Origin of the sequence: Burkholderia sp. Ac-20392 (genome assembly GCF_017104585.1) — a bacterium.
Taxonomy (GTDB): Bacteria; Pseudomonadota; Gammaproteobacteria; order Burkholderiales; family Burkholderiaceae; genus Burkholderia; species Burkholderia lata.
Map to the genome: position 1 here is coordinate 1 of NZ_JAAGPB010000015.1, position 17,302 is coordinate 17,302.

Below are 17,302 nucleotides of genomic sequence, written 5' to 3' on the forward strand. Positions count from 1 at the left end.
CGCAGCGGTGGGCGGTGCAACGGCGCCGGCAGGTGCATCGGGCGCGGCGGTGGCCGCACCGGCTTCGGGATCGGCCGAATCGCCGAACCCGGCCAGCGAAACGAACGTGCCGGCGATGCAGGTGGCGCCGCCGTCGCCGGGCGGGTTCCGCTTCCCGAGCATCCGGCTGCACTGACGGATTTACATTCGTTACAGCCGGAAACGATTCAGTCGGTAGCGTGCGCGAACTTGCGCGTAAGCTACCTGCTCCAACCTCCGCATCGACTCATTCATGCAGGTCACTATGATGAAAAAACTGTTCCTGATCCCCGTTTTCGCGGCGCTGTTCTCGTTCGGCAGCGCAGCCCACGCGCAAGTCGACCAGTCGAACCCGCAAGCGCTGATCAAGACGGCGACGCAGCAGGTGCTCGACGAAGTCAAACAGCAGACGATCAAGCAGGGCGACACCAATCGCATCATTACGATCGTCAACAAGGACATCCTGCCGTACACCGATTTCCGCCGCACCACGCAGCTCGCGATGGGCCGCAACTGGCGCACCGCGACGGCCGAGCAGCAGCAACAGGTTCAGGAGCAGTTCAAGCTGCTGCTGATCCGCACGTATTCGGGCGCGCTGGCGCAGCTGAAGCCGGACCAGCAGATCCAGTACCCGCCGTTCCGCGCCGATCCGGCCGATACCGACGTCGTGGTCAAGACGGTCGCGATGAACAACGGCCAGCCGGTCCAGATCGACTACCGCCTGTACAAGTCGGCCAACGGCTGGAAGGTGTATGACCTGAACGTGCTCGGCGCGTGGCTGATCCAGACGTACCAGCAGCAGTTCAACGAGAAGATCCAGCAAAGCGGCGTGGACGGCCTGATCCAGTTCCTCACGCAGCGCAACCAGCAACTTGCCGCCGGCAAGCAAGCGTCGTGAGCGGCTTCGAAGCCGGCTCCTCGCTGACCGTCGCGAGCGCGAAGTCCGCGCTCGCGGACGGTCTTGCGCGCATCGGCGCGGGCGCGACCGCCGTCGATTGCGCGGCGCTGACGCAGTTCGACTCGTCCGCGCTCGCCGTGCTGCTCGCATGGCAACGTGCCGCCAAAGCGCGCGGCACGGCCCTCGACATCCTCAATCTCCCTCCGAAGCTCGCCAGCCTCGCGCGCGCCTACGGCGTCGACGCGCTCATCGAAGGCACCGGGCGACATTGACCCTGTCCGACCGGAGCCTGCCGCGCCGCCCGGCGCGCGCAAGCTTCAGGCCGCGTGCTTCCGGCACCGGCTCCACCAGCCGGTTTGCCCTATAATCAAGCGTTTTGCGGGGCAGCCAATCGGCGTCCGGCCCCCATTTTCATTCGCAGCAAGCACAGAATAGGCGTCGCGGCCCTTGCGTCGCGCACAGTCATGTCAGCCATAGAAATCCGTCACGTCAAGAAGCGCTACAAGTCGCTTCAGGCGCTCAAGGGCGTCAGCCTGTCGGTCGAGGAAGGCGAGTTTTTCGGTCTGCTCGGCCCCAACGGCGCAGGCAAGACCACGCTCATCAGTATCCTCGCCGGGCTTGCCCGGGCCGACGAAGGCAGTATCTCGGTGCGCGGTCACGACGTCGTCAAGGACTTCCGTGGTGCGCGTCGCGCACTCGGCGTCGTGCCGCAGGAACTCGTGTTCGATCCGTTCTTCACCGTCCGCGAGACGCTGCGGATCCAGTCCGGTTATTTCGGGCTGCGCCGCAACGACGACTGGATCGACGAAGTGATGGCCAATCTCGACCTCACCGAGAAGGCCGACGCGAACATGCGCGCGCTGTCGGGCGGGATGAAGCGCCGCGTGCTGGTCGCGCAGGCGCTCGTGCACCGGCCGCCCGTGATCGTGCTCGACGAACCGACCGCCGGCGTCGACGTCGAATTGCGCCAGACGCTGTGGAAATTCATTTCGCGCCTGAACCGCGAAGGCCACACGATCGTGCTGACCACCCATTACCTCGAGGAAGCCGAGTCGCTGTGCGACCGCATCGCGATGCTGCGCCGTGGCGAAGTGGTTGCGCTCGACCGCACCGACGCGCTGCTGCGCCGCTTCGCGGGGCTGCAGCTCTACCTGCGCCTCGCGACCGGCGCGCTGCCGTCCGAGCTGCGCGGGCTGGAGTCCGACCCGGCCGCCCGCGCGCCGGGCGAGCACCTGCTGCGCCTGACGAGCTACGACGATGTCGAGCGGATCCTCGCGCAATGCCGCGCGGCGGGCTGCACGTTCGACGAGATCGAGGTCCGCAAGGCCGACCTCGAAGATGTGTTCGTCCAGGTGATGAACGGGGCAGACGTCATCGAGGGATTGGCATGAGCGGGTTTCAAACGCTGTTCTACAAGGAACTGCTGCGTTTCTGGAAGGTGTCGTTTCAGACGGTGTGCGCACCGATCGTCACGGCGCTGCTGTACCTGACGATCTTCGGCCACGCGCTGTCGGGCCGCGTCGAGGTCTATCCGGGCGTCGAGTACGTGAGCTTCCTCGTGCCGGGCCTCGTGATGATGAGCGTGCTGCAGAACGCGTTCGCGAACAGCTCGTCGTCGCTGATCCAGTCGAAGATCACCGGCAACCTCGTGTTCATGCTGCTGCCGCCGCTGTCGTACCGCGACATCTTCGGCGCGTACGTGCTCGCGTCCGTGGTGCGCGGCCTCGCGGTCGGCACGGGTGTGTTCGTCGTGACGATCTGGTTTATCCCGATGCATTTCGCGGCGCCGCTGTTCATCATTGCGTTCGCGCTGCTCGGCTCGGCGATCCTCGGCACGCTCGGCCTGATCGCCGGGATCTGGGCCGAGAAGTTCGACCAGCTCGCGGCGTTCCAGAACTTCCTGATCATGCCGCTGACGTTCCTGTCCGGCGTGTTCTATTCGACGCACTCGCTGCCGCCCGTGTGGCGTGAGATCTCGCGTCTCAATCCGTTTTTCTACATGATCGACGGCTTCCGTTTCGGGTTCTTCGGCGCGTCCGACATCAACCCGTTCGCGAGCCTCGCGATCGTCACCGGTTTCTTCGTGCTGCTCGCGCTGATCGCGATGCGGCTGCTCGCGACCGGCTACAAACTGCGTCATTGATATCGACAGGCAGCGGGCCGCCATCCAGGCGGCGCGCGCCGACAGGAGCCTTACACCATGTTGCCGACTCCCGAACAGGTCAAGCAATACATCGCCGGCGGTCTCGCCTGCACGCATCTGGAAGTCGAAGGCGACGGCCAGCATTTCTTCGCGACGATCGTGTCCGCTGCCTTCGAAGGCAAGCGGCCGATCCAGCGGCACCAGCTCGTCTACGCGGCGCTCGGCGATCGCATGAAGCAGGAAATTCACGCGCTCAGCATGAAGACGCTGACGCCCGCCGAATGGCAGAACGCATAAACGGAAATCACTGAGTGCAAGTCACCGTCAACGAGCGCGACGCCGTCCAGAGCGTCGCCACGGCACACCCGGCCGCCAACGGGGAATCGCATGGCCATGGGATGGACAAGCTCGTGATCGAAGGCGGCCACCGTCTGTCGGGCGAGATCGTCGTGTCGGGCGCGAAGAATGCCGCGCTGCCGATTCTGTGCGCGGGGCTGCTCACCGGGGACCCGGTCGATCTCGACAACGTGCCGAATCTCAAGGACGTGCGTACCACGCTGAAGGTGCTGAACCAGATGGGCGTGAAGAGCGAGACCGACGGCTGCCGCGTGCAGCTCGACGCGTCGCGCGTCGACAACCTCGTCGCGCCGTACGAGCTCGTGAAGACGATGCGAGCGTCGATCCTCGTGCTCGGGCCGCTGCTCGCGCGCTTCGGCGAGGCGAAGGTGTCGCTGCCGGGCGGCTGCGCGATCGGTGCGCGTCCGGTCGACCAGCACATCAAGGGCCTGCAGGCGATGGGCGCCGAGATCAGCATCGAGCACGGCTTCATCGAAGCCCGCGCGAAGCGCCTGAAGGGCGCGCGCATCGTGACCGACATGATCACGGTGACGGGCACGGAAAACCTGCTGATGGCCGCGACGCTCGCCGATGGCGAGACGGTGATCGAAAATGCCGCGCGCGAGCCGGAAGTGAGCGATCTCGCACACTTGCTGGTCGCGATGGGCGCGAAAATCGACGGCATCGGCACCGATCGACTCGTGATCCAGGGCGTCGAGCGGCTGCACGGCGCACGCCATTCGGTGATCCCCGATCGTATCGAGGCCGGCACGTTCCTGTGCGCGGTCGCGGCGGCCGGCGGCGACGTGATGCTGACGGGCGTGCGCCCGCACATCCTCGACGCGGTGATCGACAAGCTGCGCGAAGCCGGCGTGTCGATCGAGGAAGGCGACAGTTGGCTGCGCGTGAAGATGGACCGCCGGCCGTCGGCGGTGACGATCCGCACGTCGGAATACCCGGCGTTCCCGACCGACATGCAGGCGCAGTTCATGGCCCTCAATACGGTCGCGACGGGTACCGCGCAGGTCGTCGAAACCATTTTCGAGAACCGTTTCATGCACGTGCAGGAGCTGAACCGGCTCGGCGCGAACATCACGATCGACGGCAACACCGCGCTCGTGACGGGTGTCGACAAGCTGTCGGGCGCGAACGTGATGGCGACCGACCTGCGTGCGTCGGCGAGCCTCGTGATCGCCGGGCTGCGTGCCGACGGCGAAACGCTGGTCGACCGCATCTATCACCTCGATCGCGGCTACGACCGCATGGAAGCCAAACTGACCGCCGTCGGCGCGAACGTGCGCCGCCTTTCCGGGAGCCAAGCATGACCGCGCCGCTGACCCTTGCCCTGTCGAAGGGCCGGATTTTCGAGGAAACCCTGCCGCTGCTGGCCGCGGCCGGCGTGCAGGTCACCGAGGATCCGGAAACGTCGCGCAAGCTGATCCTGCCGACGACGAACCCCGACCTGCGCGTGATCATCGTGCGCGCGAGCGACGTGCCGACCTATGTCGAATACGGCGCGGCCGACTTCGGCGTGGCCGGCAAGGACGTGCTGGTCGAGCACGGCGGCTCGGGCCTGTACCAGCCGATCGATCTGAACATTGCGCGCTGCCGGATGTCGGTGGCCGTGTCGGCCGGTTTCGACTATGCGAGCGCCGTGCGCCAGGGCGCGCGCCTGCGCGTCGCGACGAAGTACGTCGAAACCGCACGCGAACACTTTGCCGCGAAGGGCGTGCACGTCGACCTGATCAAGCTGTACGGCTCGATGGAGCTTGCGCCGCTGGTCGGGCTGGCCGACGCGATCGTCGACCTGGTCAGCTCGGGCGGCACGCTGAAGGCGAACAATCTGGTCGAGGTCGAGGAGATCATGGCGATCTCGTCGCGCCTCGTCGTGAACCAGGCTGCGCTGAAGTTGAAGCGCACGGCACTCAAGCCGATCCTCGACGCGTTCGAACGCGCGTCGCAGAATGGCGGTTGAGCGCATCACCGTAACGGAACTCCCATGTCCATCACCATCCGCAAGCTCGATTCGACGAGCGAAGGCTTCGGCGCCGCACTGCGCGCGCTGCTCGCATTCGAGGCGAGCGAAGACGCGGCGATCGAGCAATCGGTCGCGCAGATCCTCGCCGACGTGAAGTCGCGCGGCGACGCCGCGGTGCTCGAGTACACGAACCGCTTCGACCGGCTGAGCGCGAACAGCATCGCCGCGCTGGAGCTGCCGCAGGACGCGCTGCAGACGGCGCTCGACGGCCTCGCGCCGAAGGCGCGCGCGGCGCTGGAAGCGGCTGCCGCGCGAGTGCGCGCGTACCACGAGAAGCAGAAGATCGAGTGCGGCACGCATAGCTGGCAGTACACGGAAAGCGACGGCACGGTGCTCGGCCAGAAGGTCACGCCGCTCGACCGCGTCGGCCTGTACGTGCCGGGCGGCAAGGCCGCGTATCCGTCGTCGGTGCTGATGAACGCGATTCCCGCGCGCGTCGCGGGCGTCGGCGAGATCGTGATGGTCGTGCCGACGCCGGACGGCGTGAAGAACGACCTCGTGCTCGCCGCGGCGCTGCTCGGCGGCGTCGATCGCGTGTTCACGATCGGCGGCGCGCAGGCGGTTGGCGCGTTGGCATACGGCACGGCGACGGTACCGGCCGTCGACAAGATCTGCGGCCCCGGCAACGCGTACGTCGCGTCGGCGAAGCGCCGCGTGTTCGGCACGGTCGGCATCGACATGATCGCCGGGCCGTCGGAAATCCTCGTGCTGTGCGACGGCACGACCGATCCGAACTGGGTCGCGATGGACCTGTTCTCGCAGGCCGAGCACGACGAGCTCGCGCAATCGATCCTGCTGTGCCCGGATGGTGCGTTCCTCGAGCGCGTCGAAAAGGCGATCGACGAGCTGCTGCCGTCGATGCCGCGCCAGGACGTGATCCGCGCGTCGCTCGAAGGCCGCGGCGCGCTGATCAAGGTGCGCGACATGGCCGAAGCCTGCCGGATCGCGAACGACATCGCGCCCGAGCACCTGGAAATCTCCGCGCTGGAGCCGCAGCAATGGGGCCAGCAGATTCGCCATGCGGGCGCGATCTTCCTCGGCCGCTACACGAGCGAGAGCCTCGGCGACTACTGCGCAGGCCCGAACCACGTGCTGCCGACGTCGCGCACCGCGCGTTTCTCGTCGCCGCTCGGCGTGTACGACTTCATCAAGCGCTCGAGCCTGATCGAGGTCAGCGCAGAAGGCGCGCAGACGCTCGGCGAGATCGCATCGGAGCTCGCGTACGGCGAGGGGCTGCAGGCGCACGCGAAGAGCGCCGAGTTCCGGATGAGGCACTGACCACCCGCTGCGCGGGGCCGCGGCTGGCGCTGACGTGCCGCCCGGCCTGCCCCTGAAGGCCGGGGCTGGAGACACCTGTGCAGGGCGGCAGCCGCCGCCTTGCCGAACATTTGACGCCGGCGCGACGCACGCCGGCTTGAGACCATGACGACGCCACAAGACATCATCCGCCGCGACGTGCTCGCGATGACGAGCTACCCGGTGCCGGACGCGAGCGGGTTCGTGAAGCTCGACGCGATGGAGAACCCGTACCCGCTGCCCGAACCGCTCGCCGCGGCGCTCGGCGAGCGTCTCGCGCAGGTCGCGCTGAACCGCTACCCGGCGCCGCGCCCGGCCGCGCTGCTCGACAAGCTGCGCCACGCGATGGCCGTGCCGGCCGGCTGCGACGTGCTGCTCGGCAACGGCTCGGACGAAATCATCAGCATGATGTCGATGGCCTGTGCGAAGCCGGGCGCGAAGGTGCTCGCGCCGGTGCCGGGCTTCGTGATGTACGAACTGTCCGCGAAGCTCGCGCAGCTGGAATTCGTCGGCGTGCCGCTGAAGGCCGACCTGACGCTCGACGTCGACGCGATGCTCGCGGCGATCGCCGAGCATCGTCCGGCGATCGTCTATCTCGCGTACCCGAACAACCCGACCGGCACGCTGTACGACGATGCCGACATCGAACGGATCGTCGTGGCCGCGCGGCACAGCCTGGTCGTGATCGACGAGGCGTACCAGCCGTTCGCCGTTCGTTCGTGGCTGCCGCGCGCGGCCGAATTCGACAACGTCGTCGTGATGCGCACGGTGTCGAAGCTCGGCCTCGCGGGCATCCGTCTCGGCTATCTGGTCGGTTCGCCCGCGTGGCTGACCGAATTCGACAAGGTGCGCCCGCCGTACAACATCAATGTGCTGACCCAGGCGACCGCCGATTTCCTGCTCGACCACCTCGACGTGCTCGATGCGCAGGCGGCCGACCTGCGTGCGGAACGCACGCGTCTCGCACAGGAAGTGGCCGCGCTGCCGGGCACGAAGGTGTTCCCGAGCGCCGGCAATTTCCTGCTGGTGCGCGTGCCGGACGCGGCTGCCGTGTTCGACGTGCTGCTCACCGAGCGGGTGTTGGTCAAAAACGTGAGTAAAATGCATCCGTTGCTGGCTGAATGCGTGCGGCTGACCGTCGGTTCTCCCGACGAAAACGCGCGCCTGCTGGCCGCTTTGAAACTCGCGCTGCCCGGTTGAGCCTCTGGGCGCCGCAGCGCGAAACGATCAATCCCCATTTACATCGACTCAGTCAAGGAATTGCCATGCGTGTGGCGGAAGTCGTTCGCAATACCAGCGAAACGCAGATCCGTGTGAAGCTCAATCTCGACGGCACGGGCCAGCAGAAGCTGGCTACCGGCGTGCCGTTCCTCGACCATATGCTCGACCAGATCGCTCGACACGGTCTGGTCGATCTCGAGGTTGAAGCGCATGGCGATACGCACATCGACGACCACCACACGGTCGAGGATGTCGGCATCACGCTCGGACAGGCCGTCGCGAAGGCGATCGGCGACCGCAAGGGCATCCGCCGCTACGGCCATTCGTACGTGCCGCTCGACGAGGCGCTGTCGCGCGTCGTGATCGACTTCTCGGGCCGGCCGGGCCTCGAATTCCACGTGCCGTTCACGCGGGCGCGGATCGGCACGTTCGACGTCGACCTGTCGATCGAGTTCTTCCGCGGTTTCGTGAACCACGCGGGCGTCACGCTGCACATCGACAACCTGCGCGGGATCAACGCGCACCATCAGCTCGAAACGGTGTTCAAGGCCTTCGGCCGTGCGCTGCGCGCGGCGGTGGAGCTGGACGAGCGTGCGGCGGGGCAGATCCCGTCGACGAAGGGCAGTCTCTGAACCTGAACTGACCGGACGGAGCGTCAAGGACAACCTCACGGCTTCGGCGCGCGGCGCCGGCTTGCGATGGATCTGCTCAAATCGTTCATTTCGCTGCTTGCGCTGATCAACCCGGTCGGTGCGGTGCCGTTCTTCCTGAGCCTGACGGCGCAGCAGACGGATGCCGAGCGGCGGCGCACGATCCGGATCGCGTCGGTGTCGGTGTTCTGCGTGATCACGGTGACGACGCTGCTCGGGCAGCAGATCATCAACTTCTTCGGCATTTCGGTCGGGTCGCTCGAAGTGGGCGGCGGGATCATCATGCTGCTGATGGCGATCAACATGCTGAACGCGCAGATCGGCAACACGCGATCGACGCCGGAGGAGCGCCACGAGGCCGAGCTGAAGGACAACATCGCGGTCGTGCCGCTGGCGATTCCGCTGCTCACGGGCCCCGGCTCGATCAGCACGGTGATCATCTATGCGGCGAACTCGCATCACTGGTATGAGCGGGCCGGGCTGGTCGCGATCGGCGCGGTCCTGGCTTTTCTGTGTTTCGTCGCGATGCGGCTCGCCGAGCCGATCGCGAACTGGATCGGCCGCACGGGCATCAACATCGCCACGCGGCTGATGGGTCTGATGCTGTCGGCGCTGGCGGTGGAATTCATCGTCAATGGACTGAGGGCGCTACTGCCTGCACTGAGATGAAAACTTCGATTGCGATTGTGGATTATGGGATGGGCAACCTGCGCTCGGTCGCGCAGGCGCTCAGGAAGGCCGAACCGGCCGCCGACGTGGCGATCGTCGACACGCCGGCCGCGATCCGCGCGGCCGACCGTGTCGTGCTGCCCGGCCAGGGTGCGATGCCCGACTGCATGCGCTCCCTCGGCGAATCGGGCCTGCAGGAGGCCGTGATCGAGGCCTCGCGCACGAAGCCGCTGCTTGGCGTGTGTGTCGGCGAGCAGATGCTGTTCGACTGGAGCGCGGAAGGTGACACGAAGGGCCTCGGCCTGTTGCCCGGCAAGGTCGTGCGTTTCGAGCTCGACGGCCGCCTGCAGGACGACGGCTCGCGCTTCAAGGTGCCGCAGATGGGCTGGAACCGCGTGCGCCAGTCGCAGCCGCACCCGCTGTGGGACGGCGTGCCCGACGACGCGTATTTCTACTTCGTGCACAGCTATTACGTAACGCCGGACAACCCGGCTCATACGGTGGGCGAAACGGCTTACGGTGCGCCGTTTACGTCCGCGGTCGCGCGGGATAATCTCTTCGCGACCCAATTCCACCCCGAGAAAAGCGCGGAGGTCGGGTTGCGTCTGTATCGCAACTTCGTACACTGGAAGCCGTGAACGTCGCGTGCGTGCCACAGTCGGCGGGCCGGAAAGGCCTGTCGCATGGGGCTCGCGCGCCTAAGCGCCGAAAGAGTTGTACTAAACTAGCGAGACGGCGCGGTACCGGATTGGCCGGTACGCGCCGGATTCTTTTCTTTTTCCACGACGACACCCGATTGCTATGTTGCTGATTCCGGCCATCGATCTCAAAGACGGTCAGTGTGTGCGCCTCAAACAGGGCGATATGGACCAGGCTACGATTTTCTCCGAGGACCCGGCGGCGATGGCCCGCAAGTGGGTCGATCTCGGCGCCCGGCGGCTCCATCTCGTCGACCTGAACGGCGCGTTCGCCGGCAAGCCGAAGAATCTCGAGGCGATCGAAGCGATCCTCGACGAAGTCGGCGATGAAATCCCCGTACAGCTCGGCGGCGGCATCCGCAGCCTCGAGACGATCGAGAAGTATCTCGACGCGGGCCTGTCCTACGTGATCATCGGCACGGCGGCCGTGAAGGATCCGGGCTTCCTGCAGGACGCGTGCACCGCGTTCGCCGGCAGCATCATCGTCGGGCTGGACGCGAAGGACGGCAAGGTCGCGACCGACGGCTGGAGCAAGCTGACGGGCCACGAAGTGATCGATCTCGCGAAGAAGTTCGAGGACTACGGCGTCGAATCGATCGTCTACACGGACATCGGCCGCGACGGGATGCTGCAGGGCATCAACATCGAGGCGACCGTGAAGCTCGCGCAGGCGGTCGGCATCCCGGTGATCGCCAGCGGCGGCCTGTCGAACCTCACGGACATCGAGAACCTGTGCGAAGTGGAAGAGCACGGCGTCGAAGGCGTGATCTGCGGCCGTGCGATCTACTCCGGCGATCTCGATTTCGCGGCCGCGCAAAAGCGTGCGGACGAACTGAACGGCGAACTCGACAACGCGTAAGCGCGGTTGTCCCGCTCGCCGGGGCTGCCTGCGGGCGGCCCCGACCGGAAGCCTCGCGCGAGGCTTTCCGTAACCGGCCGTCCCATCGCGGCATTTGGCGCAACATCATGGCTCTAGCTAAACGCATCATCCCCTGCCTGGACGTGACTGCCGGGCGTGTCGTCAAGGGCGTCAATTTCGTCGAGCTGCGCGACGCCGGCGACCCCGTCGAGATCGCCCGCCGCTATGACGACCAGGGCGCCGACGAACTGACGTTCCTCGACATCACCGCGACGTCCGACCAGCGCGACCTGATCCTGCCGATCATCGAAGCCGTTGCGTCGCAGGTCTTCATTCCGCTGACCGTCGGCGGCGGCGTGCGTGCCGTCGAGGACGTACGGCGCCTGCTGAACGCGGGTGCGGACAAGGTCAGCATGAATTCGTCGGCGGTCGCGAACCCGCAGCTCGTGCGCGACGCAGCCGACAAGTACGGCTCGCAGTGCATCGTCGTCGCGATCGACGCGAAGCGCGTGTCGGCCGATGGCGAGACGCCGCGCTGGGAAGTCTTCACGCACGGCGGCCGCAAGAACACGGGCCTCGACGCGATCGAATGGGCGCGCAAGATGGCCGAGCTTGGCGCGGGCGAGATCCTGCTCACGAGCATGGACCGCGACGGCACCAAGTCGGGCTTCGACCTCGCGCTCACGCGCGGCGTGTCGGACGCGGTGCCGGTGCCGGTGATCGCATCGGGCGGGGTCGGCTCGCTGCAGCACCTGGCCGACGGCATCAAGGACGGCCGCGCCGACGCGGTGCTGGCCGCAAGTATCTTCCACTACGGCGAGCACACGGTTGGCGAGGCGAAGCGCTTCATGGCCGACCAGGGCATCCCGGTGAGGCTGTGATGAATACGGAAACGAATGCATTGCCCGCGTGGCTCGACAAGGTCCGCTGGGACGACAACGGCCTTGTGCCGGTGATCGCGCAGGAAGCGTCGACGAACGACGTGCTGATGTTCGCGTGGATGAACCGCGAGGCACTGGCGAAGACGATCGAGACGCAGCGCGCGGTCTACTATTCGCGTTCGCGCAAGCGCCTGTGGTTCAAGGGCGAGGAGTCGGGCCACGTGCAGCACGTGCACGAGGTGCGGCTCGATTGCGACGAGGACGTCGTGCTGCTGAAGGTCGAGCAGGTGTCGGGCATCGCGTGCCACACCGGCCGGCATTCGTGCTTCTTCCAGAAATTCGAAGGCACCGTCGACAACGGCGACTGGGTTGCGGTCGAACCGGTGCTGAAAGATCCCGAACACATCTACAAATGACGCAATCGACCGAAGACACGCTGCTGCGCCTCGCGGCCGTGATCGATAGCCGCAAGGGCGGCGATCCCGATCAATCGTACGTATCGCGCCTGTTCCACAAGGGCGACGACGCGGTGCTGAAGAAGATCGGCGAAGAGGCGACGGAAGTCGTGCTGGCCGCGAAGGACGTGCGCCAGGGCGGCGCGCCGACCGCGCTCGTCGGCGAGGTGGCCGACCTGTGGTTCCACTGCCTCGTGATGCTGTCGCATTTCGACCTGAGCCCGGCCGACGTGATCGCCGAGCTCGAGCGCCGCGAAGGGCTGTCGGGTATCGAAGAGAAGGCCCTGCGCAAGCGTCGCGAGCGCGAGGAAAACGGCGGGTGACAGGCCCTTGTCGCGGGATGGCCACAGTGCGGTAAGCTGTAAGAATTGTCATCTAACGGGGGTAGCATCATGACCGATACGCCAAGCCAGTTTCCGCCGCCGTCGGTGCCGGGGGCCGCGGACGCCGAGCGCCTGAACGGGCTGCGCACGCTGACTCACGTGCTCTACGGCCTCTATGCGTTTCATTGGCTGACGGGCGGCGTCACGGGCATCATCGCGATCATCATCAACTACGTGAAGCGCGACGATGTGGCCGGCACGCCGTATGCGGCTCACTTCGAGTGGCAGATCCGCACGTTCTGGCGCGCGCTGATCGCGTACGTGATCGGGTTCGCGCTGATGTTCGTGGTGGTCGGATTCGCAGTGATGTTTGTCACATGGATCTGGACGCTGTACCGTATCATCAAGGGTTGGCTGTACCTGAACGACAACAAGCCGCTCGATCCGCAGGCCTGGTTCTGACCGGCCACGGGCGGGCGTCTGCAGGAGCAACATGAGTCACGATCCGAATTGCCTGTTCTGCAAGATCGCGGCAGGCGAGATCCCGAGCACGAAGGTGCACGAGGACGACGAATTCGTCGCGTTCCGCGACATCCGCCCGGCGGCCGAGACGCACGTGCTCGTGATTCCGCGCCAGCATCTGCCGACGCTGTCGGCGGCGAGCGACGCCGATGCACCGATGCTCGGCCGGCTGATGCTGCTCGTCTCGCGTCTCGCCAGCCAGCTCGGCGTCGCGTATACGGGTGGCGAAACCGGTTTCCGTACGGTGATCAATACGGGCCCGGGCGGCGGGCAGGAGGTCTACCACCTGCACGCACATATCCTGGCCGGCCCGCGCCCCTGGCAGCGGATGGGTTGACGGCGCGGGGCGTTTCCCCGCATCGATAGTCGAAGCCGGCGCGTTGCCGGCGATTTGCGCCGCGTAGCGGCGTGGTTGAGGAGAGGTTTCATCATGGGTGGATTGAGCATTTGGCACTGGCTGATCGTGCTGCTGATCGTCGCGCTGGTTTTCGGTACGAAGAAGCTGCGCAACATCGGTAACGATCTCGGCAGCGCCGTGAAGGGTTTCAAGGACGGCATGAAGGACGGTGAAGCACCGGCGGACGCGCAGCAACTGCCGCGTTCGGGCTCGGTCGACGTCAACGCGAAGGAAACGACGCGTTCCGACTCGAACAAGGCGTAAAGCCGGCACGCTGACAGGCATTCGCGATGCTGGATCTCGGTCTTTCGAAGATGGCGCTGATCGGCGTCGTCGCGCTCGTGGTGCTCGGCCCCGAGCGCTTGCCGCGCGTCGCGCGTACGGCAGGCGCGCTGTTCGGCCGTGCGCAGCGGTACATCAACGACGTGAAGGCCGAGGTCTCGCGCGAAATCGAACTCGACGCACTGCGGACGATGAAGACCGATTTCGAGGCGGCCGCGCGCAATGTCGAAACGACGATTCACGACAACCTGCGTGAGCACGAGAAGGAACTGAACGACACGTGGCATTCCGCGGTCGGTGGTCTCAACGAAGCGGCGGGCGACGCCGGTTCGACCGGTTCCGGCACCTCCGCCGCGCCGTCGTGGCGCGGCAGTTCGGCCGCGCTCGCGCCAAAGCGACGCAACTGGCGCGTCAAGCAGGCGGCTGCGCCTGCCTGGTACAAGCGCGCGACCACCCGCCGTACGCACGTGCAGTCGGGCGCCGCGCGTGTCGCGCGCCACCAGCCGGCCAGCCTGCGCCGGCCGACGCGCTTCTTCTGAGCGAGCGCATGCTCGCTCGTCAATCCTACCGAGGGCCGGCGTGAGCGACCCCCAGCAGAACCCGGGCGACGCCCCGGAAGAAACCTTCATTTCCCATCTCGTCGAGCTTCGCGATCGCATCATTCGCGCGGGCGCGGCCGTGATCGTCGTGTTCCTCGGGCTCGTCTACTGGGCGCCCGACATCTTCCGGCTGCTCGCGCGGCCGCTGATGGAGAATCTGCCGAAGGACGGCAAGATGATCGTCACCGACGTCACCGGCTCGTTCTTCGTGCCGATGAAGGTCACGATGCTCGTCGCGCTCGTGATCGCGCTGCCGATCGTGCTGTACCAGATCTGGGCGTTCGTCGCGCCGGGGCTGTACCAGCACGAGAAGAAGCTCGTCGCGCCGCTCGTCGGCAGCAGTTACCTGCTGTTCCTGTGCGGGATGGCGTTCGCGTACTTTCTCGTGTTCCCGACGATCTTCCGCGTGATGGCGCACTACAACGCGCCGCTCGGGGCGGAAATGACAACCGACATCGACAACTACCTGAGCTTCGTGCTCGGGATGTTCATCGCGTTCGGGGTCACGTTCGAGGTGCCGATCGTCGTCGTGCTGCTCGTCCGGATGGGCGTGCTGTCGCTGAAGAAGCTGAAAGAGATGCGGCCGTACGTGATCGTCGGCGCGTTCGTCGTCGCGGCGGTCGTCACGCCGCCGGACGTCTTCTCGCAACTGATGCTCGCGCTCCCGCTGGTCGTGCTGTTCGAGATCGGGCTGCTGGCCGCGCGGTTCTTCGTGCCGAAGAAGCCGGCCGAGGAAGGCGAGGCGGAGAACGGCGAAGCCGCCAGTTGATGGCAGTGCACCGGGCGGTGCGCGGCGGCCGGGCTTCCGGCGCCAGGCTTGAGCAAAGCCTAATGGCGTAGTTGGTCGGAAAGCGGATGGCGAGGCCATCCTCCCGGCAACAAGATGATCTTTCGATGCAAAGCAAAAGGGCAGCCAACCGGCTGCCCTTTTTCGTTTCTGACGTGTCCGGCATGCGGCTGCACGCCGCTCGCCTGACGTCACTCGGTATCGCTGTCCTGCTCGTCGAGCGTCTGCTTCGGTGGCGGCGGGCGCTTGCCGATCACCACGTTCACGTCGAACTCCTTGCCCTTGCGCACGACGTGCACCTTGGTCGGCGTGCCGGGCTTGATCTGCGCGACGGTGTTCAGCAGCTTCGTGGTGTCGGTGATCTCGTCGCCGTTGACCGAGACCAGGATGTCGCCTGGCTTGATGCCGGCCTTGTCGGCCGGGCCGCCCTGCAGCACGCCGGCGACGATCGCGCCCGATTTCTGGGTCAGCCCGAACGACTCGGCGATCTCCGGCGTGACGTCCTGCGGTTCGACGCCGATCCAGCCGCGCGTGACCGAGCCGGACGTGATGATGCTCTCCAGCACCGTGCGCGCGGTCGATACGGGGATCGCGAAGCCGATGCCGAGCGAGCCGCCCGAGCGCGAGTAGATCGCCGTGTTGATGCCGAGCAGGTTGCCGTTCACGTCGACCAGCGCACCGCCCGAGTTGCCGGGATTGATCGGCGCATCGGTCTGGATGAAGTTCTCGAACGTGTTGATGCCGAGGTGATTGCGGCCGAGCGCGCTGATGATCCCCATCGTGACCGTCTGGCCGACGCCAAACGGGTTGCCGATCGCGAGTACGACGTCGCCGACCCGCGACTGGTCGGAGCGGCCGAGCGTGATCGTCGGCAGGTTCGTCATGTTGATCTTGAGCACGGCGAGATCGGTTTCGGGATCGCTGCCGATTACTTTCGCGGTGGCCGTGCGGCCGTCGGCGAGCGCGACTTCGATCTGGTCCGCGCCGTCCACGACGTGCTGGTTCGTTAGAATGTAACCTTCAGGGCTCACGATAACGCCCGAGCCGAGGTTGGCGGCTGGTTCGTCCTGCTGCTTGCGGGCGTTGCGGTCGCCGAAGAAGTAGCGGAACAGCGGATCTTTCGCGCGAGGGTCGGGCGGCAGCGAGCCGTCCTTGCTGGAGAAGACGTTGACGACGGCCGGCATCGCCTTCTGCGCGGCTTCGGCGTACGACGTGGTCGCCGGCGCACCGCCGATGCCCGGCGCGACTTCCCGCAGCGCAACGATCGGCGTGGCGAGCTGCTTGCCGAGCTGTCCTTGCCGTTGCAGCCATTGCGGCTTGAGCGTCACGACGATGAACATCAGCGCGAGCAGCACGGTAACCGCCTGCGCGAAGAACAGCCAGAAGCGTCTAAGCATCTGAATGGATTAGAGGTTTATATGGATCGGATCGAACTTGAATTGTACTTGAACAATACCCTTGAAACCGCGCGCTTCAAGGACTATTGCCCGAATGGCCTCCAGGTCGAGGGGCGCCGCAAGATCGAGAAGATCGCCACTGGCGTGACGGCGTCGGTCGCGTTTCTCGAAGCCGCGCTCGAATGGGGGGCAGATGCCGTGCTCGTCCATCACGGCTATTTCTGGCGCAACGAGCCGCCGCAGATCACCGGCCGCAAGTACCAGCGCCTGAAGCTGCTGCTCGCGAACGACCTGAACCTGTTCGCGTTCCACCTGCCGCTCGACGCGCATCCCGAATTCGGCAACAACGCGCAGCTCGGCGAGCGGCTCGGCCTGATCGGCGAGCAGCGTTTCGGCGAAGGCGACCTCGGCTGGATGGCGACGCTGCCGATGCCGGTCACGCTCGAGCACTTCGTTGCGAAGGTCGAGCGCACGCTCGGCCGTACGCCGCTCGTGCTCGGCGATCTGGACATGCAGCTGCGCCGCATCGCGTGGTGCACGGGCGCCGCGCAAAGCTATTTCGACGCGGCGATCGAGGCCGGGGCGGATGTGTTCCTGACCGGCGAGGTGTCCGAATACGTGACGCACACGGCCGCCGAGAGCGGCGTCGCGTTCGTTGCGGCAGGGCACCATGCGACCGAGCGCTACGGAATCCAGGCACTTGGCGCCCACTTGTCCGAAGAATTCGATATCGAACACCTTTTTATCGATATCCATAACCCGGTCTGAATATCGGATTTGCGGCAGCGCATCGAAATTTCGCAATGTAGTGGATGCTTAAAAGCGAAATGATT

General features: G+C 65.9%; 23 protein-coding genes and 1 pseudogene. 23 read left to right on the top strand and 1 reads right to left on the bottom strand.

The window, feature by feature from the left end:
- The 22 genes and pseudogenes from G3N99_RS41745 to tatC all read left to right on the top strand — a co-directional run.
- A pseudogene (locus G3N99_RS41745) lies at positions 1-175 on the top strand (VacJ family lipoprotein); the annotation flags it as partial.
- Positions 176-286: 111 nt separating this feature from the next.
- Positions 287-916: an ABC transporter substrate-binding protein gene (locus G3N99_RS03825; RefSeq protein ID WP_041492999.1), complete on the top strand. Its 630-nt coding sequence runs from the start codon at positions 287-289 to the stop codon at positions 914-916.
- Positions 913-1,188 (top strand): STAS domain-containing protein, encoded by a 276-nt coding sequence (locus tag G3N99_RS03830; RefSeq protein WP_006477133.1) that lies wholly within the window; start codon positions 913-915, stop codon positions 1,186-1,188. Before G3N99_RS03825 ends, G3N99_RS03830 begins: the two co-directional genes overlap by 4 nt.
- A 192-nt stretch (positions 1,189-1,380) precedes the next feature.
- The gene (locus G3N99_RS03835) at positions 1,381-2,307 is read left to right on the top strand and encodes an ABC transporter ATP-binding protein (RefSeq protein ID WP_011350722.1); all 927 of its coding nucleotides are present in this window, start codon (positions 1,381-1,383) and stop codon (positions 2,305-2,307) included.
- Positions 2,304-3,059 carry an ABC transporter permease gene (locus G3N99_RS03840; RefSeq protein ID WP_011350723.1) on the top strand — a complete coding sequence of 252 codons (756 nt, stop codon included), beginning with the start codon at positions 2,304-2,306 and terminating at the stop codon, positions 3,057-3,059. The genes G3N99_RS03835 and G3N99_RS03840 overlap by 4 nt, the downstream gene beginning before the upstream one ends.
- A gap of 57 nt (positions 3,060-3,116) precedes the next feature.
- Positions 3,117-3,356 (top strand): BolA family protein, encoded by a 240-nt coding sequence (locus tag G3N99_RS03845; RefSeq protein WP_006477131.1) that lies wholly within the window; start codon positions 3,117-3,119, stop codon positions 3,354-3,356.
- A gap of 14 nt (positions 3,357-3,370) precedes the next feature.
- Positions 3,371-4,720, top strand: a complete 1,350-nt coding sequence (gene murA, locus G3N99_RS03850; RefSeq protein WP_174939793.1) for a UDP-N-acetylglucosamine 1-carboxyvinyltransferase — start codon at positions 3,371-3,373, stop codon at positions 4,718-4,720.
- Positions 4,717-5,370, top strand: a complete 654-nt coding sequence (gene hisG, locus G3N99_RS03855; protein ID WP_011350725.1) for an ATP phosphoribosyltransferase — start codon at positions 4,717-4,719, stop codon at positions 5,368-5,370. The genes murA and hisG overlap by 4 nt, the downstream gene beginning before the upstream one ends.
- Positions 5,371-5,394: 24 nt before the next feature.
- Positions 5,395-6,711 (top strand): histidinol dehydrogenase, encoded by a 1,317-nt coding sequence (gene hisD, locus G3N99_RS03860; protein ID WP_174984360.1) that lies wholly within the window; start codon positions 5,395-5,397, stop codon positions 6,709-6,711.
- Positions 6,712-6,855: 144 nt separating this feature from the next.
- Positions 6,856-7,929, top strand: coding sequence for a histidinol-phosphate transaminase (gene hisC / locus G3N99_RS03865; protein WP_206121716.1), 1,074 nt, complete (start codon positions 6,856-6,858; stop codon positions 7,927-7,929).
- 65 nt (positions 7,930-7,994) lie between these two features.
- Complete coding sequence (gene hisB, locus G3N99_RS03870; RefSeq protein WP_011350728.1) at positions 7,995-8,582, top strand: imidazoleglycerol-phosphate dehydratase HisB; 588 nt, start codon at positions 7,995-7,997, stop codon at positions 8,580-8,582.
- A gap of 66 nt (positions 8,583-8,648) precedes the next feature.
- Positions 8,649-9,269 carry a YchE family NAAT transporter gene (locus G3N99_RS03875; protein WP_011350729.1) on the top strand — a complete coding sequence of 207 codons (621 nt, stop codon included), beginning with the start codon at positions 8,649-8,651 and terminating at the stop codon, positions 9,267-9,269.
- On the top strand, positions 9,266-9,907 hold the full coding sequence (gene hisH, locus G3N99_RS03880; RefSeq protein ID WP_174984366.1) for an imidazole glycerol phosphate synthase subunit HisH: 642 nt from the start codon (positions 9,266-9,268) through the stop codon (positions 9,905-9,907). Before G3N99_RS03875 ends, hisH begins: the two co-directional genes overlap by 4 nt.
- A gap of 163 nt (positions 9,908-10,070) precedes the next feature.
- A complete protein-coding gene (hisA, locus tag G3N99_RS03885) occupies positions 10,071-10,826 on the top strand; it encodes a 1-(5-phosphoribosyl)-5-[(5-phosphoribosylamino)methylideneamino]imidazole-4-carboxamide isomerase (protein WP_122944235.1) in 756 nt (251 codons plus the stop codon).
- 107 nt (positions 10,827-10,933) lie between these two features.
- Complete coding sequence (gene hisF, locus G3N99_RS03890; RefSeq protein WP_011350732.1) at positions 10,934-11,707, top strand: imidazole glycerol phosphate synthase subunit HisF; 774 nt, start codon at positions 10,934-10,936, stop codon at positions 11,705-11,707.
- On the top strand, positions 11,707-12,123 hold the full coding sequence (hisI, locus tag G3N99_RS03895; RefSeq protein ID WP_011350733.1) for a phosphoribosyl-AMP cyclohydrolase: 417 nt from the start codon (positions 11,707-11,709) through the stop codon (positions 12,121-12,123). The genes hisF and hisI overlap by 1 nt, the downstream gene beginning before the upstream one ends.
- A complete protein-coding gene (locus tag G3N99_RS03900; protein WP_006485344.1) occupies positions 12,120-12,485 on the top strand; it encodes a phosphoribosyl-ATP diphosphatase in 366 nt (121 codons plus the stop codon). The genes hisI and G3N99_RS03900 overlap by 4 nt, the downstream gene beginning before the upstream one ends.
- 69 nt (positions 12,486-12,554) lie before the next feature.
- Positions 12,555-12,947 carry a membrane protein gene (locus tag G3N99_RS03905; RefSeq protein ID WP_046544796.1) on the top strand — a complete coding sequence of 131 codons (393 nt, stop codon included), beginning with the start codon at positions 12,555-12,557 and terminating at the stop codon, positions 12,945-12,947.
- Between the two features lie 31 nt (positions 12,948-12,978).
- Complete coding sequence (locus G3N99_RS03910) at positions 12,979-13,344, top strand: histidine triad nucleotide-binding protein (protein WP_046544797.1); 366 nt, start codon at positions 12,979-12,981, stop codon at positions 13,342-13,344.
- A 93-nt stretch (positions 13,345-13,437) separates the two neighbouring features.
- Positions 13,438-13,668 (top strand): Sec-independent protein translocase subunit TatA, encoded by a 231-nt coding sequence (tatA, locus tag G3N99_RS03915; RefSeq protein WP_021161850.1) that lies wholly within the window; start codon positions 13,438-13,440, stop codon positions 13,666-13,668.
- Between the two features lie 26 nt (positions 13,669-13,694).
- Positions 13,695-14,225 (top strand): Sec-independent protein translocase protein TatB, encoded by a 531-nt coding sequence (tatB, locus tag G3N99_RS03920; protein WP_206121717.1) that lies wholly within the window; start codon positions 13,695-13,697, stop codon positions 14,223-14,225.
- Between the two features lie 40 nt (positions 14,226-14,265).
- A complete protein-coding gene (gene tatC / locus G3N99_RS03925; protein WP_046544799.1) occupies positions 14,266-15,054 on the top strand; it encodes a twin-arginine translocase subunit TatC in 789 nt (262 codons plus the stop codon).
- Between the two features lie 209 nt (positions 15,055-15,263).
- Here the strand turns inward: tatC and G3N99_RS03930 are convergent, their stop codons facing one another.
- The gene (locus tag G3N99_RS03930) at positions 15,264-16,469 is read right to left on the bottom strand and encodes a Do family serine endopeptidase (RefSeq protein WP_174939786.1); all 1,206 of its coding nucleotides are present in this window, start codon (positions 16,467-16,469) and stop codon (positions 15,264-15,266) included.
- Between the two features lie 21 nt (positions 16,470-16,490).
- Here G3N99_RS03930 and G3N99_RS03935 point away from each other — a divergent pair, with 21 nt between their 5' ends.
- Positions 16,491-17,237 carry a Nif3-like dinuclear metal center hexameric protein gene (locus G3N99_RS03935; RefSeq protein WP_206121718.1) on the top strand — a complete coding sequence of 249 codons (747 nt, stop codon included), beginning with the start codon at positions 16,491-16,493 and terminating at the stop codon, positions 17,235-17,237.
- The last annotated feature ends 65 nt before the right edge of the window (positions 17,238-17,302 follow it).